This window comes from Campylobacter sp. BCW_6463 (genome assembly GCF_001762785.1).
GTDB lineage: Bacteria > Campylobacterota > Campylobacteria > Campylobacterales > Campylobacteraceae > Campylobacter_D > Campylobacter_D jejuni.
This window is the reverse complement of the sequence record NZ_MJXL01000040.1, coordinates 48378-69798: the sequence shown is the minus strand read 5'-3', so window position 1 is coordinate 69798 and position 21421 is coordinate 48378. Positions and strand designations below refer to the sequence as shown.

The window sequence follows — 21421 nt, the reverse complement described above, 5'->3', positions numbered from 1 at the left end:
GTTTACTCTCCTACTTGTTAAAAATTTCATCCTGATAATTTTAAAATTATTGGGATGGATGTTGTTAAAGTCGTTAAATTCTTTTTGGATAATTTAAAAATTACATACTGTAGAATTTAGTCGTTTTAAAAGCTTCAAGGCACAATAAATGTGATTTTATATAAATTCAATGATAAATAAAAAAAATAAAATGTAAAAAAATTTTTGAGAATAAAATTTATGCTGTAAGGTTGTTTAGAATTTTAAGAATTTCAAGATAAAATCTTGAAATTCTTACACTAAAAAATTAAAGTGCTTTTTTTGCGGCCTCTGCAATTTTTGCAAAAGCAGCAGCATCATTCATAGCTAGATCTGCTAGAATTTTTCTATCAAGTTCAATACCTGCTTTTTTAAGACCATTAATAAATCTTGAATAACTTAAATCATTAAGCCTACAAGCAGCATTGATACGCACAATCCAAAGACGGCGAAAGTCTCTTTTTTTGCGGCGTCTATCACGATAAGCATAGACTAGACTTCTTTCTAATTGTTCTTTCGCTTTTCTAAAATGTTTACGGCGTCCACTATAAAAACCACGTGCTAATTTTAAAACTTTTTTGTGTCTGCGGCGTCTAACAACACCTGTTTTTACTCTTGCCATTTTTATTTCCTTTCATAAAGTGGCGTCCAAATTTGGAGCTTACCCTTGAAATTTTATCTCAGAGGGGAGTTTGAATGACTTTTAGTCAAAAACTTAAATTCCTAGCATTTTTTCAACAGCTTTTACATTTGTGTTATGCACATATTTAGCTGTGCGAAGATCACGCATTCTTTTTGCAGGTTTTTTAGTCAAAATATGACTTCTAAAAGCTGAGCCTCTTTTGATTTTATTTTTACCTACTTTGAAGCGTTTAACTGCGCTTTTAACGCTTTTCATCTTTGGCATACGCTTTCCTTATTTAGATAAATTTTTATTTTTCAAATTAAAAGAAAAGCTAAATACTATCAAATGTTTTCTAATTTTTGACTGAATTTAATTTTTAAAAAACTTGGCACACCTTTTGCTTATAAAAAATCAGCAATATTTTGGAAAGATTTAAAATGACTATAAATTCGGCAAATCCGTATCAAAATTTAACCTTATCTAATCCTTTACAGAATAGCTCTGCTCTAAATTTAATTAAAGATAGCAAAGCTTTAGAACAAGAAGGAAATGAAAATAGCTTAGAACAATTAAGTTATATTTTTAATAATACCACTTATGCCAGTGAATTTGGATTTAGAATCAATGAAGAAGGTTTTTTCGATAAAGATTTAAATAAAATTGCCAATATACCAGAATCTTATGATATCAATATTAAAAGCGTTAGAAGTATAGCAAAAGAACTCACGAAACAAGATGAAATTTTAAATTATAATAAAATTGATCTACCTTATCTTTTAAATAGCTATCATAGTTCATTAAAATCTATAAATTCAGAATTTTTACAAGATGATAATGCTTATTTAAATCGCGATTTTATTTCAAAACTATCATCAGGTTTTTCAACAGATAATGGAGAATTTTTGGGCCAAATTTCAAGAATTTACAACAATCAAGAAGAAATTGATTTAGCATTAAGCAATATCACAAATTTAAATACTTTAATGTTAGATAATAAAATAACTAATTTTCATTTTAATAAAGCCATAGAAAATACTTCTTCTAATGAAATTTTAAAACCTTATTTAACTAAAAATGCAGAAGTATCAAAATCTGGTCTTTTAATGAATTTTATCTACCATGATATAAAAACCCAAAATGAAAAAGAATTTAACTTTTTTATGAAACCTGTCACTCTAGAACTGAGCTCTCATCAAAATTTACAAAAAATTCTTAAAGGCGAAATGGATATAGAAGATTATATTAAAAAAGAAAATGAAAAAAAGATGAGTTTTGATCTTTATCTTTATGTTAATGGCATAGATAAAAAAACAAGTACTCAAGACAAACTATCTGTATTTTTTCAACAATATATTAACTACCAAAAAGATATGGATTTAAGAGAATTTGCAAATTCAAGCTCAATATTTCAAATTTATATCGATCAAACTCGCAATGATTTTGATGCTTTTAAAAAACAATATCAAAACCAAAGTCAAGACACGCAAAGATTAGAAGAGGTAAATCAACTACGCTCTAATTCTATAGAAAATTTTCTAGATCGTCGCCAAAAACAAGCAAATATAAATAAAATTCTAAACTCTTATATGTCTGTGATGGTTTAAAATAATTTTTACAAAAAATATATAAATTATAAATATTTCAATAATAATAATTTTTATATGATTAATTAATAAAATTTTAAGTATAATAACATTATAATTCGCCCCCGAAAAAATATAAATATAAAAGCACTCAAAACCATGATTTATAGTGAAAAAATTATTTCAATGAATAATGATCTTTTAGATCATCAACATAAAGAACTTTTTGAAATTTCTAAAAAACTCTCTTTAATGAGCCAACGTCATGTTGAAACAAAAGAATTAAAAATTGTTTTAAGAGAGTTGTTGATAATGATCAATAGACATTTTTCAGATGAAGAAGCCTTTATGAGAGAAATAGAATATCCTTATATCAACCATCATACAAGAATTCACAGAAAAATTATCTTAGAAATTGAAGAAATTATCATCAGTGAAGCTAAATTTGTAAATATAATGACTGAAAAGCTAGATCTCGTTGTTCAAGATTTTATCTTTAAACATACAGTCAAAGAAGATTCAAAAATAGTAAAGTATTACGAAGAAAAATTTAAGAAATAGTATTTCTCATTTTTACTATATAAAATCCACAAAATATTTCACTTTAAAATTTTACTTTAACATTTTATTTTTGTTATAATTTTTAACCTAATTTTTATAAATTTTTGTTATTATCCATTTTCGAATAAAGATAAAAAATATCCTAATTAAAGTTAAGGATAAATTAAGGATTTTAAAGTGAAAGTATATTTAGATAACAATGCAACGACGATGCTTGATCCTAATGCTTATGAGTTGATGCTACCTTTTTTAAAGGATATGTATGGAAATCCAAATAGCCTTCATCAATATGGTAGCGCAACACATCCTGCCTTAAGAGAAGCTTTGGATAAACTTTATGCAGGACTTGGAGCAAATGACCTAGATGACATAGTTGTAACCTCCTGTGCGACAGAAAGCATTAACTGGGTGCTTAAGGGTGTGTATTTTGATCATATTTTAGATAAAGAACGCAATGAAGTGATTATTTCTAGCGTAGAACACCCTGCTGTTACCGCTGCTGCTTATTTTTTAAAAAGTCTTGGAGTAAAAGTCATAGAACTCCCTGTAAATGAAGAAGGGGTTTCTACTGTAGAAGATTTACGTAAAGTGATTAGCGATAAAACAGCACTTGTAAGTGTTATGTGGGCAAATAATGAAACAGGTATGATTTTTGATATTAAAGCGATGGCAGAACTTGCACATGAATTTGGCGCTCTTTTTCATACAGATGCTACTCAAGCAGTAGGCAAAATAAAGGTTAATTTGACTCAAGTAGGAGTTGATTTTGCTTCATTTTCGGCGCATAAATTTCATGGACCAAAGGGTGTGGGTGGACTTTTTATAAAAAAAGGACTTAAACTTACTCCACTTTTACACGGTGGAGAACACATGGGTGGTCGTAGAAGTGGAACTTTAAATGTGCCTTATATAGTGGCTATGGGCGAGGCTTTGCGTATTGCAAATACTATGCTTGATTTTGAAGATTCTCATATACGCCGTTTAAGAGATAAACTAGAAGATCAAATTTTAGCCTTGCCTGATACAACAGTGGTTGGAAAAAGGGAACACCGTGTGCCTAATACAATCTTAGCAAGTATTAAAGGTGTTGAAGGCGAAGCAATGCTTTGGGATTTAAATAAAAATGGTATAGCTGCAAGTACGGGCTCAGCCTGTGCAAGTGAAGCTTTAGAAAGCAATCCTATTATGGAAGCTATCGGTGCGGAGCATGATTTAGCGCATACAGCTTTAAGACTTTCTTTGTCACGTTTTAACACTGAAGAAGAAATTGATTATGCAGCAAAACAAATTAAAAATGCAACACAGAGATTAAGAGCAATTTCTTGTACTTATGCTTATAATCCAAATAATTACAAATAAGGATGAAAAATGGGAAAAAATAGTTTAATTGGTGGATCCATTTGGGATGAGTATTCACAAAAAGTTCAAGATAGAATGAATAATCCTCAACATATGGGAGAATTTAGCGAAGAAGATGCTAAAGCACGCAATGCAAAATTGATCGTAGCTGATTTTGGCGCAGAAAGTTGCGGTGATGCAGTAAGACTTTTTTGGCTTGTAGATGAAAAAACTGATAAAATTATCGATGCAAAATTTAAAAGTTTTGGTTGTGGTACAGCTATAGCAAGTAGTGATACTATGGTAGATCTTTGCATAGGAAAAACTGTAGATGAAGCAGTAAAAATCACAAATTTAGATGTGGAATTTGCTATGCGTGATAATCCAGAAACTCCAGCTGTTCCACCTCAAAAAATGCACTGTTCGGTTATGGCTTATGATGTAATCAAACAAGCAGCAGCTCATTATAAAGGTATAAGTCCTGAAGATTTTGAAGATCAAATTATAGTTTGTGAGTGCGCTAGAGTAAGTCTTGGAACTATTAAAGAAGTGATTAAACTTAATGATTTGCATAGTGTAGAAGAAATCACACAATATACTAAAGCAGGTGCTTTTTGCAAGTCCTGTATCAAACCAGGCGGACATGAAAAAAGAGATTATTACCTTGTAGATATTTTAGCTGAAACCAGAGCCGAGATGGATAGAGAAAAACTCAAAAATACAATGAAAAGTGATGTAGCTTTTGATGAAATGACCGTAGTAGGACAATTAAAAGCAGTTGAAAGTGTTTTAGATGCTGAAATTCGCCCTATGCTTCATAATGATGGTGGAGATTTGGAAGTAATTGATATACAAAAGGCTGAAGGCGCAGCAATTGATGTTTATATTCGTTATCTTGGTGCTTGTAGTGGTTGTTCTAGTGGAAGTGGTGCAACACTTTATGCTATTGAAACAATTTTACAAGAAGAATTAAGTCCAAATATACGCGTTATGCCAGTTTAAAAAAATAGCAAGATAAAATCTTGCTATTTTATAGCTTTTGCTTGCAAATCAAGGGGTGGTAAATTTTCTATATAAATACTGCGACTTGGGAAAGCAAAGGTTAAACCATTTTTTTCAATTATACGCATAAACTCAAGCATTAAACTTTGTCTAGCTTCTCTAAAATCTTTTCCACCTATTTCTTTGGTATAAAAATAAAGCTCTATATTAATACTACTATCTGCAAATTCGCTTAAAGCCACATAACAAGCATTTTTATAGCCTTCTAAATCGTTAATAGATACAAGATTTTGACGATATTTTGTCGTATGATCACCATATTTTAATGCACTATCCTCATCGTGAGCTACCAAATCACTTGTATCCAAAAATTCTTTCAAATCTTTTACACATTGATCTAATTTTTCAGGAGTAGCATCATAACCAACACCCAAATACATTCTAACATGGCGACCCATGCGTCTTTTACTCCAATTTTTGATATTAGCTCCCATAATAGTTGAATTTGGTAAAAATACGAGACAATTATCAAAAGTTCTAATAGTAGTTTTTCTAAGTCCTATTTCAACTACTGTTCCTTCTATACCTGAAACCTCTACCCAATCTCCTTGATTAAAACTATTATCAAAAAGTAAAAGTATAGAAGCAAAGAAATTTGCAATTATATCTTTCGCTGCTAAAGCAACAGCTAAACCACCAATTCCCAAAGATGCAATAATAGCTGAAATATTAAAACCAAGCTGAGCAAGGATATATAATAAAGCTATGATAATAATAACAAAATATAAAATTTTAATAATTAAATTTACAACTTCTTTTTTTCCGCTTTTTTGAGCAAGCTTAGAAACTAGTACCATTCCATAACCATCAAGCATTTTTAAAATAAGCCATGCAATCAAAACCGCATAAATTATGTGGAAAAAATTACTCAAATTAATACTTAAAGGTGCAGGATAAGTTGCTATAGTAAGACAAATCGAAATAGCATAAACAATCAGAAAAAAACTCACTGGTTTTTTAATATTCTCAATAAAAATAACTTTAATATCATCTACATCATTTTTATTTCTATAAAAAAGCCGAACAAGGAAAAAATATACTATATTTGCAAAAAAACGTCTTAAAGATATAAAAAAAACTAAAACCAAAGCAGAAATTACTATTTTTCCGATATTAACAAAACTTACCCCAATTGCCTCGTTTATACGATCTATCCAAACTTGAAGCTCAAGTAGTGAAAAAATATAATTACTTTCAAGCAAATCTGCATTTGATCGTAAATACTTAAGAATTTCAGAATAAGAATCTAGAGCGTTACCAATATATCTTTCTTTTAGGGTAATTTTTTCCAATTCTTCTGGATTTGTAATTTTGCTTTTAAAACTATCTAAATTTACACTAGAAGAATTTTGTAAATTTTCCATTGCCTTATCAACAGTAGCAATTAAATCTTCACTACTTGCTGTATTTTTAAAAAGTTTTTCCACTTCAAACAAAGAAGAATAAAAACTTTCCACAATGTTAAAATAAACTAGATTAAGAGTGGCATCTGTATAAATGTAAGGCTTATTAATATTCTTTTTTTGAACATCTAGTAATTTTTCTTTTGCTTTTAAAAATCTAGCCACTGCCTCTTCATTAATCTTTTGTCCTACTATCATATCGGGTATTTTTGCTAAAATAGTCTTTTTGTCTTTTTCAAATTCACTTAAAATACCATTAAAAGTGCTTGAATTTTCATCATTGTTTTTCTTAAATTCTTTAATTTGATTGTTAAGATCAACATATTTTTCAACTAAAGCATAAATTCCTTCATCTTCTTTACTAATATTCGCATCAATAAATTTAAATTCTTGTGCTCCAAGGTATAAAATAAAAAAACATAAACTAAAAATAATTTTCTTCATTGAACTTTCCTATCTTGTATTAAAGTAAAAATTTTTGCTTTAAAATCATACTCATAAATTTCACCTGTCTCTATAATATAATACCAAGCATGTACTTCTATTTTTCCTTCATCTAAAGCTTCTTGCACGCCTGGATAAGTAAGTATATTTTGCAAAGAATTTACTAAATTTAATTTTTCTGTAAGCCATGAACGCATAGCCAAATCGTCTCTTGCAAAAATCATCACATCTTTTTTTATCGGATCTAACATAGTAAGCCATTTTTTCACGTTAGGAATTTTATTTAACTCTTCATCAGAATAATAAAGAGCATTGCAACCTCCACAATTACTATGGCCACAAACGACGATATTTTTAATATGCAATGAATTTAAAGCATACTCTATTGCTGAAGTTGTCGCCAAGTAATCTTCTCCAACGCGATAAGGTGGAACTATATTTGCAATATTTCGTATTACAAAAAGCTCACCTGGACCCGTATTAGTGATCAAATTTGGAATTACTCTAGAATCAGAACAACCTATAAAAAGAGTATGGGGATTTTGCTTATTTTTTAGACTTTCAAAAAGTTCTTCATGCTCCTTAAAGTCTTCTTGCATAAACTTAATCGCACCGCTAATAAGATTTTCCATAAAACCAACCTAAAACTAAAATCTTGAAATTATAACAAAATTTCAGCAAAGATTTCATTTAAGCATTAAGATATTATATAAATTAACTTTTTATTTAGTCTAATATGTTAGATTTCGCTCAAGATTTTAAAAAATCTAACAATTTTGCAAGGAGAATTTTATGAGTCTTTATGATAGAGACTACTCAAGATCAAAAGAATTTGAAAATACACGCTCAAGCGAATTAAGTATTTTTATTAAACAAACTTATCAACTTTTTGCTGCTTCATTATTAGCTGCAACAGTAGGTGCATATGTAGGAATTTTTGCTTTAGCATCATTTTTTATACAATCACAAGTAACTTTTTGGATCCTTTTTGCTGTTGAAATCGGACTTTTATTTGCTTTGCAATGGAAAAAAAGAGAGGCTCCATTAAATCTTGTTTTACTTTTTGGTTTTACTTTCTGCTCAGGTTTAACGCTTACACCTTTACTTATTTCAGTTTTAGCTCTACCAGCTGGAGGAATTATCATCGCTCAAGCTTTTGCTTTAACAACGGTTGCTTTTGCAGGACTTAGTGTATTTGCTATGAATACAAAAAAAGATTTTACTGTTATGGGTAAAGCTTTATTTATAGTATTAATCGTTATTGTAGCAGCATCTTTACTAAACCTTTTCTTCCAAAGCAGTATAGTTAATCTAGCTATTTCAGCAGTAGCTGCAATATTATTTTCATTTTACATTCTTTATGATACGCAAAATATTATCCGCGGAAATTATGAAACTCCAATCGAAGGTGCAGTAGCACTTTATCTTGATTTTGTTAATCTTTTCGTATCTTTACTTAATATCTTAAGAAGCTTCAATAGCAGATAAGTTTTTGTGGGATTTTTCTCACAAAAACTTATCAAGTTTCAAAACTTTTCAAGTTTTATTTAGCTAAAATAATCATTTAAAAATTAACTTTTAGGAATTTTCAATGATCACTCTTTTAATCATTTTACAATTTATCATCGTTGTAGTTATTTGTATAGCAGTTTTACTTCAAAAAAGTTCAAGTATAGGACTTGGAGCTTATAGTGGAAGCAATGAAAGTTTATTTGGCGCCAAAGGACCGGCTGGATTTTTAGCAAAATTTACCTTTATTATGGGAATTTTACTTATTGCAAATACTATTGGTCTTGGTTATTTATACAATAAAGCTAGCAAGGACTCTCTAGCAGAGAAAATTAAAGTAGAAAACAACACTACTATTCCAAGCGCTCCTATTGTGCCTGCTACCCCAAACACAAATTCTATCGCTCCAAGTGCACCACAACTTCCAAGCGATGTTAATTCAAGTAAATAATTAAAGGAAATGATAATGCTAAGTGAAATTTTTAACAAACAAAAAACCCAAAGTGAAAAATCTTTAGAAGCCTTAAAAAAAGACTTCACCACTTTAAGAACTGGAAAAGTTAATACCCATATTTTAGATCATATTACAGTGGATTATTACGGAACTCAAACTCCTTTAAATCAAGTAGCAACTGTTTTAGCAAGCGATGCTTCAACTATTAGCATCACTCCTTGGGAAAAACCTTTACTAAAAACCATAGAAAGTGCTATTGCAGCTGCAAATATCGGTGTAAATCCAAACAATGACGGCGAAAGTGTAAAATTATTTTTCCCTCCGATGACTAGAGAGCAAAGAGAAGAAAACGTAAAGCAAGCTAAAGCTATGGGTGAAAAGGCAAAAGTTTCTATAAGAAATATACGCAAAGATGCCAACGATGCAGTTAAAAAACTAGAAAAAGATAAGGCAATAAGCGAAGATGAAGCAAAAAAAGCTTATGATGAAGTGCAAAAACTTACCGACACCTATACAACAAAAATTGATGAGAGTGTAAAAAGCAAAGAAAGTGAACTTTTAAAGGTTTAACGATGAATTTAGAGCAAATTTATAAAGATTGTGGTGCTTATTTAGAAGGGCATTTTTTACTAAGTTCAGGTAAACATTCGCAATTTTATCTTCAAAGTGCAAAAGTTTTAGAGGATCCAAAATTAGCAGCAAAACTTTGTGATGAACTTGCAAAGATTATTGCAAGCTATAAGATAGAATTTGATAGCATTTGTTCTCCTGCTTTAGGTGGAATTTTAGCAGGTTATGAGCTTGCGAGAGCTTGTAGTAAACGTTTTATCTTCACTGAAAGAGTAAATAAAGAAATGACTTTAAGACGTGGTTTTGAAGTAAAAAAGGGTGAAAAATTTATAATTTGTGAAGATATCATTACTACAGGTGGTAGTGCTTTAGAGAGTGCAAAAATCATTGAAAGTTTAGGTGGCATTGTTGTAGGTTTTGCAGCATTAGCAAATCGTGGTTTTTGTGCGGTAGAAAATCTAAAATCTCCAAGAAAAGATAATGCGAAATTACCTGAAAATTTACCACTCTTTACTCTAGGAAATTTTGAATTTGAAATTTATGATGAAACAAATTGTCCGCTTTGTAAAAAAGGGAGCAAAGCCATAAAACCAGGAAGTCGTGGAAATTAAATGAAAACTAAAGCAAAAATTAGCTCTAGATGGTTAAGATTTAGAGCTTTGCTTATAGATATTTTTCTTATTTATGTTCCTATTTTATATTTATTTTATTTTATATTAGGCTCTAAAGAAGCTTTTTTAAACAACCATTTTATCACAACTTTATGTACTTTTTTATTTGGTTTGATTCAAGCTATTTTTTTAACAAAAAAGGCACAAAGCCCAGGTCTTAAAGCATATGATTTATATCTTATTGATATAAAAACGGGAAAGAAACTAAGTTTTCTTAGAATTTTACTAAGATATGTGATATTTATTATAAGTTTTGGCTTACTCTTTGGTTTATTTGTCAGTTTTGTAAGAAAAGATCGTTTAAATTTACATGATATTTTAACTCAAAGTTGTATAGCCACCAAAGCATAAAGAAAGGTTAAAAAATGCAAAGAAAAAGAATTTACAATCCAAGCTCAAACGAAACCCTAGGAGATCGTAAAGTTTTTGATGGTAACCCACATGGAATTTTAAATTTCACTAAGGCAAAATATACTTGGGCTTTAAAACTTTGGGATTTAATGGAGGCAAATACTTGGTTTCCAAAAGAAGTGGATACAACTAAAGATGCACTTGATTATCGCTGTAATTTAACCACAGGTGAAAAAAGAATGTATGATTTAGTTTGGAGTCAGCTTATTTCTATGGATAGTTTTCAAACCAATAATTTAGCAGATAATATCAACCCTTATATCACAGCTCCTGAAATCAATGCGGTTTTAGCACGCCAAGCTTATGAAGAGGCAAACCATTCAAAATCTTACGCTGTTATGGTAGAAGCGATTTGCGATAATACAGATTTGATTTATGAAATGGAAAAGCATGATGAAACTTTGCGTGAAAAAAATGACTTTATTTCAAGCATTTATGAAGAATTAGCAGGCGATGTAGATGATAATAAACTTCTTTTAGCTATGGTGGCAAATCAAATTTTAGAAGGAGTATATTTTTATAGTGGTTTTACTGCTATTTACGCACTTGCACGTGCAGGAAAAATGCTAGGTTCAGCACAAATGATCCGCTTTATCCAAAGAGATGAAATCACACATCTTTTATTATTTCAAAATATGATCAATTCAGTACGCAAAGAAAGACCTGATTTGTTCCATGATGAAAATATCAATAAAATTTATGATATGTTTAAAAAAGCTGGAGATCTTGAGATCAAATGGGGTAAATACATCACTCAAAATCAAATCATGGGCTTTACTGATGATATCATAGAAGAATATATCCATTATCTTGTAGATCAAAGATTAAGCGCAATCAATTTAGACAAGCTATACAATGCAAAACATCCTATTAAATGGGTAGATGATTTTTCAAAATTTAACGATCAAAAGAGCAATTTCTTTGAAAGTAAAGTAACGAATTATTCTAAGGGTAGTATAAGCTTTGATGACTTCTAAAACTTCTTTAGCCTTACTTTGTGATTTTTATGAATTTACAATGTCTCAAGGCTATTTCAAAAACAATAAAAAAGATCAAATTTGTTATTTTGATATATTTTTTAGAAAAATTCCAGATTCAGGATCTTTTGCTATTTTTGCAGGTCTTGAAGATATTTTAGACTTTGTTGAAAATTTGAGTTTTGATGCAGAAGATATAGAATTTTTAAGAAAACAAGGTATTTTTGATACAGAATTTTTAGATTTTTTAGCTAACTTTAAATTTAAAGGTGAAATTTATGCTATGCGTGAAGGAGAAGTGATTTTTCCAAACGAACCTTTGCTATGTATTAAAGCTACAACCATAGAAGCACAGCTTTTAGAAACTTTTTTACTTTTAAGTTTAAACCACCAAAGCCTTATTGCTACCAAAACCAATCGTATCGTGCGTGCAGCTAAAAACAGTAAAATTTTAGAATTTGGCTCACGCAGAGCACAAGGAAGTGAAGCGGCCTTAAAAGGGGCAAGAGCAGCTTTTATAGGAGGTTGCATAGGAAGTGCTTGTACTTTAGCAGGAAAAATTTATAATATCCCTATCAATGGAACTATGGCACATTCTTGGGTGCAAATGTTTGAAAATGAACTTGAAGCTTTTAAAGCTTATGTGAAAATTTATCCAAAAAATCCTGTTTTTTTGATTGATACTTATGATTGTCTAAATAGCGGACTTAAAAATGCAATTAAAGTTTTTAAAGAATTTGGTATCCAAGAAGGCGGTGTGAGAATAGATTCTGGAAATTTATTTGAGTTGAGTTTGAAAATCAGACAAGAACTTGATCAAGCAGGACTTCAAAAATGTAAAATCATAGTTTCTAACGCCCTTGATGAATGGAGCATTAAAAAACTCAAAGAACAAAACGCACCTATTGATATCTTTGGTGTAGGCGAAAGATTGATCACTGCTTCAAGCGATCCTATTTTTAGTTGTGTTTATAAACTCGCAGCCTTAGAAGATCAAGGTATAAAACCTAAAATAAAAATCAGTGAAAATAACGAAAAATCAACCCTACCTCATTTTAAAAAACTTTTTAGAGTTTATGATAAAAACACGCAAAAAATCCTTTTTGATGAGCTTTATGTTTTTGACGAAAACCCAAATCAAGATGAAAATTTAGAACGCAAAGAACTTTTAGAATTAGTCTACAAAGAAAAAAGACTTCTTAAAAAGTCATCTTTAAATACTATTCAAGATTATACAAAAGAGCAAATCTCAAAACTCGATGAGAGTTTTTTAGATCTTGATCGTTTTGTGAAATTTGAAGTAAAACTCTCGCCTAAACTTCAAAATATCACTGAAGATCTTTTAAAAACTCGTTTTTAAAATCCACATAATTTAAAGCGGATTGTTTTAGAAAGCTTATTTCTTCATCGTTTAATTCACGCACAAATTTTGCAGGATTTCCAAGTATCAAAGAGCGTGGCGGAAATTTTTTACCCTTTGTTACAACGCTTCCAGCACCCACTATGCTATCTTCTTCTATCAAAGCATTATCCATGACAACAGCATTCATTCCGATTAAAACACGATTTTTTATCACACAAGCATGGATAACGCAATTATGTCCTATGGTTACATCATCTCCTATTATTGTAGGAAAACCAGCATCTTTTAACTTTCCTTTTTCGTCAAATTCCCTATGCCAAACATGCACCGTGCTAAGATCTTGAATATTGGTTCTTTTGCCAATTTTTATAAAATTAACATCAGCTCTTAAAACACAATTAAACCAAATGCTACTTTCATCTCCTATTTCTATTTCTCCTATGATTTTAGCTCCCTCTGCAACAAAAACATTTTGACCTAGTTTGGGACTATGATTTTTAAATTTTATAAGCATTTTTTTCCTTTTTATTTAAGTATAGCTAAGTTTAACTCTATTTCAACTTTTTTAGTTACAATTTTTATTTAAATTTATAGGAGAAGTAATGAACGCATTTGAACAAAAAAGATGTCAAAATATGGCTGAAGAAATTGCACAAAAAGTTTTTATCAATGAAGAGCTTTTTAATGCTTTTTGTCAAATTCCGCGTGAAATTTTTTCTCCTTTAAAAGCCCATGCTTATCGCCTTGATGCTTTGCCTTTGGCAAATTCTCAATGGATTAGTTCACCTTTAACTGTAGCTAAAATGACTATGGCTTTAGATTTTAAAAATGCTGATAGTATTTTAGAGATAGGTTGTGGAAGCGGCTATCAAGCTGCGATTTTAAGCAAAGTCATAAGGCGTGTTTTTACCATAGAACGCATAGAAAATTTAGCCAAAAAAGCCGCTCAAACTTTCAGAGAATTAGAACTTTTTAATATCAATGTAAAATTTGATGATGGACAAAATGGCTGGAAAAATTATGCTCCTTATGATAGAATTTTATTTTCTGCTTATGCGACACAAATTCCTGAAATTTTACTCGATCAATTAAGCGATGGCGGGATTTTAGTCGCTCCTATTTTACACAATGGCAAACAATTCATCACACGCCTTAGAAAAAATGGCACAAATTTACAAAAAGAAATTTTAGAAGAATGTTTATTTGTGCCTATAGTAGATGGAAAAGAATAAACTTTTTTTACAAAATTTATTAAAAACTCTTTAGAGCCTTTCTTAACTTTTCACTCATTTCATCAATATGTTCTTTTTGCAAAATCAAAGGAGGTAAAAATCTCAAATCATTCTCCCCGCAACTTATCAGCAAAAGTGCATTTTCTTGGCATTTTTGAATGACCTTGGACACTTTTACACTTTTATCAAGACTAAGCCCTTGCATAAACCCTAAGCCTTTGCGTTTTTTACAAAAATCAAATTCTTTTATCAACTCATCTAAACTTTGCTCTAAATAAGGCGTGAGTTTATTGACATTTTCTAAAATTTTTTCTTCTTTAAAAATTTCAAAAACTGCATTCACTCCTGCGCAAACCAAAGGATTTCCCCCATAAGTGCTACCATGATCGCCTGCTTCTAAAGAATTGCTTGCTACTTTTTGATTTATTACAAAAGCACCCACACTAAGCCCACAACCTAAGGCCTTAGCTGAAGTCATAATATCAGGCAAAATTTGTGCGTGCTCATAGGCAAAAAATTTTCCACTTCTACCCATGCCACATTGAATTTCATCAGCGATTAATAATATATCTTTTTCATCGCAAAGCTTTCTTAAGGCTTTGTAAAAATCTTTATTTGCAGGATTTATCCCACCTTCTCCTTGCACGCTTTCTAAGATAATGGCGCAAGTTTTTTCATTTACTAGTTTTTCAACGCTTAAAATATCATTATATTTTGCAAATTTAACCCCTGAAATTAAAGGTTTAAAAGGCTTTTGATATTTTTCATTAGCAGTAAGCGATAAAGCCCCTAAAGTACGCCCATGAAAAGAATGCTTAAAAGCGATAAATTGTCCGCCCTTAATACCTTTGTTAAAGGCGTATTTTCTAGCTGTTTTCATCGCTCCTTCTATACTTTCTGTGCCAGAATTTGTAAAAAAAACACGCTCTAAAGCACTAGCTTTGGCTAAATTTTTAGCTGCAGCGGCTATGTTTTCATTATAATATAAATTGCTAGTATGTAAAAGCTTATCCACTTGAGCTTTGATTTTAGCATTAAATTTAGCATGATTATATCCTAAAGCACAAACGCCTATACCACTTGAAAAATCAAGATATTTTTTAGCCTTATCATCAAAAAGATAAACCCCCTGCCCTTTTTCTAAAACTATATCAAAACGCTTATAAGTAGGGATAATATGACTTTGTTCTTTATAATCCATTTTCATTCTTTAACCCACCAAAGTGCCTATACCTTCATCAGTAAAAAACTCAAGCAACAAAGAATGCTTCACGCGCCCATCTAAAATATGCACCTTTTTAACTCCATTTTCACAAGCATCAATGCAAGATTTTAATTTTACATGCATACCGCCTTCTATTTTAGGAGCTAAAATTTTAGCTTGTTCAAGACTGATTTTAGAAATCAAAGAATTTTTATCATTAAAATCCTCATAAAGCCCTGCAGTATCGGTTAAAAAAGCAAGTTTTTCAGCCCTTAAAGCCTTAGCAATCGCACAAGCTGCGTCATCAGCGTTAATATTATAAGTATTAAAATCCTCATCCATGCCAATAGGAGCAATGATAGGTAAAAAATCTTTTTCTAAAAGCTCTTCTAAAATTTTCGAATTTACCTTTTGTATCGTGCCAACAAAAGCTAAATTTACATCTTTTTTCACACATTCTAAAAGTGCACCATCTTTACCACAAAGCCCTATGGCTTTAACTCCTAAATTTTGCAAACTATGAACTAAATTTTTATTGATATGATTTAAAACCATGCTTGCTACTTCAGTAGTGGCTTTATCACTAACTCTAAGACCGTTTTTAAACTCACTCTTTACGCCTAATTTTTCACACATAGCAGAAATATCTTTTCCTCCGCCATGTACAATGATAGGCTTTAAACCCACGAGTTTTAAAAGAGCTATATCTTGCATCACACAATGCTTTAGCTCTTCATCTTCCATAGCTGATCCACCGTATTTTATAAGTATAATCTTAGAATTAAATTTGCGTATATAAGGTAAAGCTTCGATTAAGACATTGGCTTTTTCTAAATATTTTTGCATGATCATTCCTTAAACATTAAAGCTAGTTTGATTATACTCATTTAAAGAAAGATCGTAATAATTCGCATCTTCTCTTAAAGTAAAACCATAATGTTTCCAAAACTCATTGCCCAAATCATTGTTTTTAAAGGCGATTAAGGCGATTTTATTGATCTTTTGAGCTTTTAAAGCCTCAAGACAAAATTTCGTCATCTCGTGTGCTATACCCTTTTTTCTATGATCTTTATGTACACATACATGATAAAATCCCCCTGTGCGTCCATCATGCCCGCAAAGTATACTTCCTACAATTTCTTCATCAATCACTGCTACAACGCTAAGATTTGGGTTTCTATCTAAAAAATTTTCTATATTTTCTTTGCTATCATCAATGCTTCTTATCCCAAAGCCTTTTATCTCGCACCAAAGCTTATAAACGACTTCATAATCGCTTTTTTGCATAGCTCGTATTAACATTTTTATCCTTTACAAATTTGCAAAGAATTTAAGTCCTTCATCTTCATCAAAATCAAACATTAAATTCATATTTTGAACAGCTTGTCCTGCTGCGCCTTTAATTAAATTATCAATAGCACCAAGCACAATAACACGCCTTGTGCGTTGATCTATACTAACATTGATATCCGCAAAATTGCTTGATTTAACCCACCGAGTCTGCGGAAACGACTGCGGCGGTAAAAGCCTTATGAATTTATTGTTTTGATAGTATTTTGTATAAATATCGCGTATATCTTGTTCTTGCAAATTCTCTTTTAAATTTGCATAAGCACTGATTAAAATTCCTCTTTGCATAGGTACAAGATGAGGGGTAAATTGTAAAGTGATTTTCTCTTTGGCCGCATAGCTTAAATGTTCTTCAATTTCAGGAGTATGACGGTGTGAAGCCAAACCATAAGCTTTGATATTTTCATTAACTTCACAAAAAAGATTTTCCACCTTTGCACTTCTTCCTGCTCCGCTTACCCCACTTTTTGCATCAATAATAACTGAGTTAAAATCAATGATTCTTTCTTTAAAAAGCGGATAAAGACTTAAGATCGAACAAGTGGTATAACAACCTGGATTTGCCACTAAACTTGCTTTTTTTATCTCTTCTTTATAAAGCTCGCAAAGTCCATAAACCGCATTTTGCAAAAGCTCTTGATTAGGATGAGTGAATTTATACCAAAGCTCATAATCTTTAGGATTTTTAAGACGAAAATCTGCGCTTAAATCAATGATTTTCATCTTTTTTAACAAATTCTCATTTAAAAGCTTAGCGCTAAATTCATGCGGAGTAGCCAAAAACAAAAGATCAAGTTCAAGCTCATCTAAATTTTTATTTTCAAAACATAAATTTAAAGGGATATTAGGATAAAGATCTTGATAATTTTGCCCCACGCTAGAACTCGAACATAGATAAGAAATTTCAACTTTGGGATGATTAAGCAAAATGCGTACAAGCTCATTACCTGCATAACCACTCGCTCCTAAAATCCCAACTTTTATTTTCATCTTTATCCTTCAAATGTAAAAGCAAGTATTATAAACAAAAAAAGTTAAAAATTTTAACTATTATTCTCTTTAACCTTATCTTTATTGCTCGAAAATCAAAACATCTGAAAAAATAAAATTAATTTAATCATGCAAAATAAAAAATAATTTTAGCAACAAGAATTTAATTTTTAACTAAAATATAAAGTTGTTCATGAAGATGGATATTACGATTTTTAAGATTGCGAGAAGCTCTAAAAGTATTATATTTTTGTTCTAAAATCCGACATTTTCCAAGAGTACTTAAACGCTTTAAAAAAATTTCTTTTTTTACAAAACCTTCACAATTATAAGAAAGTAAAATCACTCTTGCTTTTAAATCATTAATAAGTTCAAATAAAGCATCTTGGGCAAATTTTGACTTATTAAAAGTACTACGATTCCAATCTTTTGGAATGCCACTGATTTTAGAAATTTCTTCAGGTTTTTTATAATTTGCGATTAAATTTAACATAAAGTAATTAGAGCTATAAGGATGTTGATTATAAGGAGGATCAAGATAAACCACATCAAAAAAATCAAGTTCTTTTGCAAGCATGCTTGCATCCTTTTGCATCACTTCAAATTCACAAGAAAAATTTGAAAAAATAGGCATTTTAAGCTCTATTTCCCCTTTAATGCGTTTAAGTGCATTTTGTCCTTCGCCACCAAATTTTCCGATGCCATCCTTACCCTTATAAAAACCTTTAAAAACTCCACTAGTATTTGAATGCACACTAGCTTCATAAATTAAAGGGGCTATAAAAAAATGCTTTAATTCTTTTGGAATTTCATTTTCAATTCTTTGTCTCATAGTATCAAGATATAAAGCATTTTTAAAAGTATAAAAAACCCTTTCATTTTTTTTAATATTATCATCATCTTTTGGAGCATAAAGCTCACTGATAAAACCTTTTTGAAAATCTAAATTTTGGGTTAAATTTTTATAACACTTTTTTAGATTTTGGAGCAAATCTTTATCTTTATTAGCAAGATAACACTTATTGATAAGTTTTGAATAATCTTCTAAATCATTAGCTAAAATATAACTCGAGTATGCCTTTGCAAAACGACTGACAACACCTGAGCCACTAAACATATCACAAAAACTAAATTTATCCTTGCCGAGTTCTTTTTTAGCTACATTAAAGCCCTTATTTAAAAAACTTAAAAGTGCTCTTTTATTTCCAAGATAAGTTATGATTTGCTCTTTTAAAAAAAAAGGATTTTCTTTCAAAATTTAAAACCTTTAAAAGCTTTATCCACAAAAATGGATTAAGCTTTTTTTGGAGTTACAAGCATATTTACATAGCGACCTTCAAAATTTGGCTCTTTATCACGATTAGCTTCATTTTCTATCATGATCCAAATTTTTTTAAGTAAGGCTACACCTGCTTCAGGAGTTGCCATTTCACGACCTTTTAAGAATACACGAAATTTCACATGCTTACCTTGTTCTAAAAATTCTAAAGCATGTTTTACCTTGTAATTAATATCATTTTGAGCAATTTTTACAGAAAGTTTGATTTCTTTTATATCAATCACTTTTTGTTTTTTCCTTGCTTCTTTTTGTTTTTTCTCTTGTTGATAACGGAATTTACCATAGTCCATGATCTTGCAAACAGGCGGCTTAGCGTCCGCGGCTATCATTACAAGATCAAGCCCTAAACGGTTTGCAATTTCTAAAGCTTCATTGCTACTGATAATACCATAAACCTTACCATCATCGCCAACACATCTGATTTCATCCGCTCTTATTTCTTCATTAAGCAATACTTCTTTTTCCTTACTCAAAAGTGCACCTCACTCATTTTCTCCTTAACTAATTTAATAAATTCGTCCAAGCTAAGATTTTTTTGTTCTTTAGCTCTTCTATCTCTTAAAGCAACGCTACGCTTTGTCACCTCATCATCACCTAAAACTAGAATCATAGGTAATTTTTGTTTTTCAGCGATACGAATTTTTTTACTCAAGCTCTCATTTTTTTCATACACCTCACTATCGATATTAAGCTCTAATAATTCTTTTTGAATTTCTTTTGCATAAGCAATATGTGCTTCGCCTATTGGTACTATACCCACAGCAGTTGGTGCAATAAAAAATGGAAACTCGCCCGCACAATGCTCGGTTAAAATTCCTATAAATCTTTCAAAAGAACCTAAAATCGCACGATGCAACATTACAGGTTGTTTTTTTTCATTATCACTATCAGTATATTCGAGTTTAAAACGACTTGGCAGGTTAAAATCTACTTGTATGGTTCCGCATTGCCACTTTCTTTTTAAAGCATCGGTGATTTTAATATCGATCTTTGGACCATAAAAAGCCCCACCACCTTCGTCAATACCGTATTTTAAACCTTGTTCATCTAAAGCTTCTTTTAAAGCCTTAGTTGCTACTTCCCAAATTTCATCATCACCTATGGCTTTTTCAGGTTTAGTTGAAATTTCCATCTCATAGCTAAAATCAAATAATTTCATCAAATTATCCACAAAAGCTAAAATTTCTAAAACCTGCTCTTTAATCTGACTTGGCATACAAAAAATATGTGCATCATCTTGAGTGAATTCTCTCACTCTAAAAAGCCCATGCAAAACCCCACTTTTTTCATGACGATGTACCACGCCATATTCAAAAAATTTCAAAGGCAAATCACGATAACTTCTTACATCACTTTGATAAATTTTAATATGTCCCACACAGTTCATAGGCTTAATGCCATATTCTTGTTCATCAATTTGTGTAAAATACATATTTTCTTTATAGTTTGCATAATGCCCACTGATTTTCCATGCATCTGCTTTTAAAAGTTCAGGCCCACGCACAGGCTCATAACCATGTAAACGATGGATCTTATAAAGCATATGTTCAAGTTTAGATCTAAGTCTTGCACCGTTACTCAACCAAATAGGAAGACCTCCTCCGATCTCATCATCAAAAGTAAAAAGCTTAAGCTCTGTTCCAAGCTTTCTATGATCGCGTTTTTTAGCTTCTTCGATAATGGTTAAATACTCTTTTAAACTTTCCTTATCTGCAAAAGCGGTACCATAAATTCGAGTAAGCATTTCTCTTTTTTCATCGCCACCCAAATACGCTCCTGCAACACGAGTGAGTTTAAAAAAGCGTAAAAATTTCGTATTTGGAACATGAGGACCACGACACAAATCTTCAAATTCACCTTGTTTATAAATACTTACAGCTCCATCAGGAATACGCAATAAAACTTCTTGTTTTAAATCATCATTTTGAAATTTAGCCAAAGCTTCGTTTTTTGTGATTTCATATTTTAAAATTTCAATCTTTGCTTCAGCAAGTTCTTTCATCTTTTTTTCAATTTTTACTAAATCTTCTTCGCCAATCTTACTTTCCACACGAAAATCATAATAAAATCCATCTTCTATAACAGGACCAACGAAAAATTTAGCCTCAGGATACAAACTCTTAATCGCCTGTGCCATTAAATGCGCACAAGAATGACGGATTACTTCTAAACTTTCTTTAGAATTATCAAAATAAATTTCTTTTAAATTTGTATTTTTCACACTTTGAGAGTCAATTATTGTCTCATTGTCCAAATACGCAATAACTTCTTTTTCCATATTTTTAACCCTTTGTCGCTCACTTACCCTGTGAGTGTT

General features: G+C 30.7%; 24 protein-coding genes. 12 read left to right on the top strand and 12 right to left on the bottom strand.

All coding sequences use genetic code 11. The features are described 5' to 3' along the window. Positions 1–286: 286 nt before the first annotated feature. Together rplT and rpmI are read right to left on the bottom strand one after the other, a co-directional pair. Positions 287–640 (bottom strand): 50S ribosomal protein L20, encoded by a 354-nt coding sequence (gene rplT / locus AJ884_RS04115; RefSeq protein WP_002851731.1) that lies wholly within the window; start codon positions 638–640, stop codon positions 287–289. Positions 641–733: 93 nt separating this feature from the next. Beyond that, entirely contained in the window at positions 734–925 is a 192-nt protein-coding gene (gene rpmI, locus AJ884_RS04110; RefSeq protein ID WP_070233469.1) for a 50S ribosomal protein L35, read from the bottom strand. Between the two features lie 155 nt (positions 926–1080). Here rpmI and AJ884_RS04105 point away from each other — a divergent pair, with 155 nt between their 5' ends. From AJ884_RS04105 to AJ884_RS04090, 4 genes are all read left to right on the top strand, one after another. Further along, positions 1081–2247 carry a hypothetical protein gene (locus AJ884_RS04105; RefSeq protein ID WP_070233470.1) on the top strand — a complete coding sequence of 389 codons (1167 nt, stop codon included), beginning with the start codon at positions 1081–1083 and terminating at the stop codon, positions 2245–2247. Positions 2248–2385: 138 nt separating this feature from the next. Beyond that, a complete protein-coding gene (locus AJ884_RS04100) occupies positions 2386–2787 on the top strand; it encodes a hemerythrin domain-containing protein (protein ID WP_070233471.1) in 402 nt (133 codons plus the stop codon). 177 nt (positions 2788–2964) lie between these two features. Next, positions 2965–4146, top strand: a complete 1182-nt coding sequence (locus tag AJ884_RS04095) for a NifS family cysteine desulfurase (protein WP_002858709.1) — start codon at positions 2965–2967, stop codon at positions 4144–4146. Positions 4147–4155: 9 nt separating this feature from the next. Further along, positions 4156–5127 (top strand): iron-sulfur cluster assembly scaffold protein NifU, encoded by a 972-nt coding sequence (locus AJ884_RS04090; RefSeq protein WP_002861028.1) that lies wholly within the window; start codon positions 4156–4158, stop codon positions 5125–5127. 23 nt (positions 5128–5150) lie between these two features. Here AJ884_RS04090 and AJ884_RS04085 read toward each other — a convergent pair whose 3' ends face one another. Together AJ884_RS04085 and AJ884_RS04080 are read right to left on the bottom strand one after the other, a co-directional pair. Then, positions 5151–7034: a mechanosensitive ion channel family protein gene (locus tag AJ884_RS04085; RefSeq protein ID WP_044794269.1), complete on the bottom strand. Its 1884-nt coding sequence runs from the start codon at positions 7032–7034 to the stop codon at positions 5151–5153. Further along, the gene (locus AJ884_RS04080; protein ID WP_002851887.1) at positions 7031–7666 is read right to left on the bottom strand and encodes a carbonic anhydrase; all 636 of its coding nucleotides are present in this window, start codon (positions 7664–7666) and stop codon (positions 7031–7033) included. Before AJ884_RS04080 ends, AJ884_RS04085 begins: the two co-directional genes overlap by 4 nt. 160 nt (positions 7667–7826) lie before the next feature. Here AJ884_RS04080 and AJ884_RS04075 point away from each other — a divergent pair, with 160 nt between their 5' ends. From AJ884_RS04075 to AJ884_RS04045, 7 genes are all read left to right on the top strand, one after another. Continuing rightward, positions 7827–8522 (top strand): Bax inhibitor-1/YccA family protein, encoded by a 696-nt coding sequence (locus AJ884_RS04075; RefSeq protein ID WP_002851668.1) that lies wholly within the window; start codon positions 7827–7829, stop codon positions 8520–8522. Between the two features lie 103 nt (positions 8523–8625). Beyond that, complete coding sequence (gene secG, locus AJ884_RS04070) at positions 8626–8994, top strand: preprotein translocase subunit SecG (RefSeq protein WP_070233472.1); 369 nt, start codon at positions 8626–8628, stop codon at positions 8992–8994. 9 nt (positions 8995–9003) lie between these two features. Continuing rightward, positions 9004–9567 (top strand): ribosome recycling factor, encoded by a 564-nt coding sequence (frr, locus tag AJ884_RS04065; RefSeq protein ID WP_079460285.1) that lies wholly within the window; start codon positions 9004–9006, stop codon positions 9565–9567. Positions 9568–9569: 2 nt separating this feature from the next. After that, complete coding sequence (gene pyrE / locus AJ884_RS04060) at positions 9570–10178, top strand: orotate phosphoribosyltransferase (protein WP_002854423.1); 609 nt, start codon at positions 9570–9572, stop codon at positions 10176–10178. Next, positions 10179–10589 carry an RDD family protein gene (locus AJ884_RS04055; protein WP_002870659.1) on the top strand — a complete coding sequence of 137 codons (411 nt, stop codon included), beginning with the start codon at positions 10179–10181 and terminating at the stop codon, positions 10587–10589. Between the two features lie 14 nt (positions 10590–10603). Then, positions 10604–11626 carry a ribonucleotide-diphosphate reductase subunit beta gene (locus AJ884_RS04050; RefSeq protein ID WP_002870660.1) on the top strand — a complete coding sequence of 341 codons (1023 nt, stop codon included), beginning with the start codon at positions 10604–10606 and terminating at the stop codon, positions 11624–11626. After that, entirely contained in the window at positions 11613–12986 is a 1374-nt protein-coding gene (locus AJ884_RS04045) for a nicotinate phosphoribosyltransferase (RefSeq protein WP_074470018.1), read from the top strand. Before AJ884_RS04050 ends, AJ884_RS04045 begins: the two co-directional genes overlap by 14 nt. On the opposite strand, the gene AJ884_RS04040 is transcribed toward AJ884_RS04045, so the two are convergent. Next, positions 12955–13503 (bottom strand): gamma carbonic anhydrase family protein, encoded by a 549-nt coding sequence (locus tag AJ884_RS04040; protein WP_002861022.1) that lies wholly within the window; start codon positions 13501–13503, stop codon positions 12955–12957. The genes AJ884_RS04045 and AJ884_RS04040 overlap by 32 nt on opposite strands. A gap of 88 nt (positions 13504–13591) precedes the next feature. On the opposite strand from AJ884_RS04040, the gene AJ884_RS04035 reads away from it, so the two are divergent. Further along, positions 13592–14221, top strand: a complete 630-nt coding sequence (locus tag AJ884_RS04035) for a protein-L-isoaspartate(D-aspartate) O-methyltransferase (protein ID WP_002861021.1) — start codon at positions 13592–13594, stop codon at positions 14219–14221. A gap of 19 nt (positions 14222–14240) precedes the next feature. Here the strand turns inward: AJ884_RS04035 and AJ884_RS04030 are convergent, their stop codons facing one another. The 7 genes from AJ884_RS04030 to thrS form a co-directional block, all read right to left on the bottom strand. After that, positions 14241–15428 (bottom strand): aspartate aminotransferase family protein, encoded by a 1188-nt coding sequence (locus tag AJ884_RS04030; protein ID WP_079860136.1) that lies wholly within the window; start codon positions 15426–15428, stop codon positions 14241–14243. A 3-nt stretch (positions 15429–15431) separates the two neighbouring features. Next, positions 15432–16277, bottom strand: coding sequence for an acetylglutamate kinase (argB, locus tag AJ884_RS04025; RefSeq protein WP_079396354.1), 846 nt, complete (start codon positions 16275–16277; stop codon positions 15432–15434). Between the two features lie 3 nt (positions 16278–16280). Next, positions 16281–16727 carry a GNAT family N-acetyltransferase gene (locus AJ884_RS04020; RefSeq protein WP_070233473.1) on the bottom strand — a complete coding sequence of 149 codons (447 nt, stop codon included), beginning with the start codon at positions 16725–16727 and terminating at the stop codon, positions 16281–16283. Between the two features lie 9 nt (positions 16728–16736). After that, positions 16737–17765 carry an N-acetyl-gamma-glutamyl-phosphate reductase gene (gene argC, locus AJ884_RS04015; RefSeq protein ID WP_070233474.1) on the bottom strand — a complete coding sequence of 343 codons (1029 nt, stop codon included), beginning with the start codon at positions 17763–17765 and terminating at the stop codon, positions 16737–16739. A 163-nt stretch (positions 17766–17928) separates the two neighbouring features. Next, the gene (locus tag AJ884_RS04010) at positions 17929–19020 is read right to left on the bottom strand and encodes a DNA adenine methylase (RefSeq protein ID WP_070278514.1); all 1092 of its coding nucleotides are present in this window, start codon (positions 19018–19020) and stop codon (positions 17929–17931) included. 38 nt (positions 19021–19058) lie between these two features. Continuing rightward, on the bottom strand, positions 19059–19577 hold the full coding sequence (infC, locus tag AJ884_RS04005; protein WP_070233476.1) for a translation initiation factor IF-3: 519 nt from the start codon (positions 19575–19577) through the stop codon (positions 19059–19061). Continuing rightward, the gene (gene thrS, locus AJ884_RS04000) at positions 19574–21382 is read right to left on the bottom strand and encodes a threonine--tRNA ligase (protein ID WP_070233477.1); all 1809 of its coding nucleotides are present in this window, start codon (positions 21380–21382) and stop codon (positions 19574–19576) included. Before thrS ends, infC begins: the two co-directional genes overlap by 4 nt. Positions 21383–21421 lie beyond the last annotated feature (39 nt).

Bases quoted from the DNA above. Each gene is read 5' to 3' on its own strand.
- AJ884_RS04035 (WP_002861021.1), top strand. From the start codon at position 13,592: ATGAACGCATTTGAACAAAAAAGATGTCAAAATATGGCTGAAGAAATT.
- AJ884_RS04100 (WP_070233471.1), top strand. From the start codon at position 2,386: ATGATTTATAGTGAAAAAATTATTTCAATGAATAATGATCTTTTAGAT.
- argB (WP_079396354.1), bottom strand. From the start codon at position 16,277: ATGATCATGCAAAAATATTTAGAAAAAGCCAATGTCTTAATCGAAGCT.
- AJ884_RS04075 (WP_002851668.1), top strand. From the start codon at position 7,827: ATGAGTCTTTATGATAGAGACTACTCAAGATCAAAAGAATTTGAAAAT.
- AJ884_RS04105 (WP_070233470.1), top strand. From the start codon at position 1,081: ATGACTATAAATTCGGCAAATCCGTATCAAAATTTAACCTTATCTAAT.
- rpmI (WP_070233469.1), bottom strand. From the start codon at position 925: ATGCCAAAGATGAAAAGCGTTAAAAGCGCAGTTAAACGCTTCAAAGTA.
- AJ884_RS04080 (WP_002851887.1), bottom strand. From the start codon at position 7,666: ATGGAAAATCTTATTAGCGGTGCGATTAAGTTTATGCAAGAAGACTTT.
- secG (WP_070233472.1), top strand. From the start codon at position 8,626: ATGATCACTCTTTTAATCATTTTACAATTTATCATCGTTGTAGTTATT.
- thrS (WP_070233477.1), bottom strand. From the start codon at position 21,382: ATGGAAAAAGAAGTTATTGCGTATTTGGACAATGAGACAATAATTGAC.
- rplT (WP_002851731.1), bottom strand. From the start codon at position 640: ATGGCAAGAGTAAAAACAGGTGTTGTTAGACGCCGCAGACACAAAAAA.
- AJ884_RS04090 (WP_002861028.1), top strand. From the start codon at position 4,156: ATGGGAAAAAATAGTTTAATTGGTGGATCCATTTGGGATGAGTATTCA.
- argC (WP_070233474.1), bottom strand. From the start codon at position 17,765: ATGAAAATAAAAGTTGGGATTTTAGGAGCGAGTGGTTATGCAGGTAAT.
- AJ884_RS04050 (WP_002870660.1), top strand. From the start codon at position 10,604: ATGCAAAGAAAAAGAATTTACAATCCAAGCTCAAACGAAACCCTAGGA.
- AJ884_RS04020 (WP_070233473.1), bottom strand. From the start codon at position 16,727: ATGTTAATACGAGCTATGCAAAAAAGCGATTATGAAGTCGTTTATAAG.
- AJ884_RS04030 (WP_079860136.1), bottom strand. From the start codon at position 15,428: ATGAAAATGGATTATAAAGAACAAAGTCATATTATCCCTACTTATAAG.
- AJ884_RS04085 (WP_044794269.1), bottom strand. From the start codon at position 7,034: ATGAAGAAAATTATTTTTAGTTTATGTTTTTTTATTTTATACCTTGGA.
- pyrE (WP_002854423.1), top strand. From the start codon at position 9,570: ATGAATTTAGAGCAAATTTATAAAGATTGTGGTGCTTATTTAGAAGGG.
- AJ884_RS04055 (WP_002870659.1), top strand. From the start codon at position 10,179: ATGAAAACTAAAGCAAAAATTAGCTCTAGATGGTTAAGATTTAGAGCT.
- AJ884_RS04040 (WP_002861022.1), bottom strand. From the start codon at position 13,503: ATGCTTATAAAATTTAAAAATCATAGTCCCAAACTAGGTCAAAATGTT.
- frr (WP_079460285.1), top strand. From the start codon at position 9,004: ATGATAATGCTAAGTGAAATTTTTAACAAACAAAAAACCCAAAGTGAA.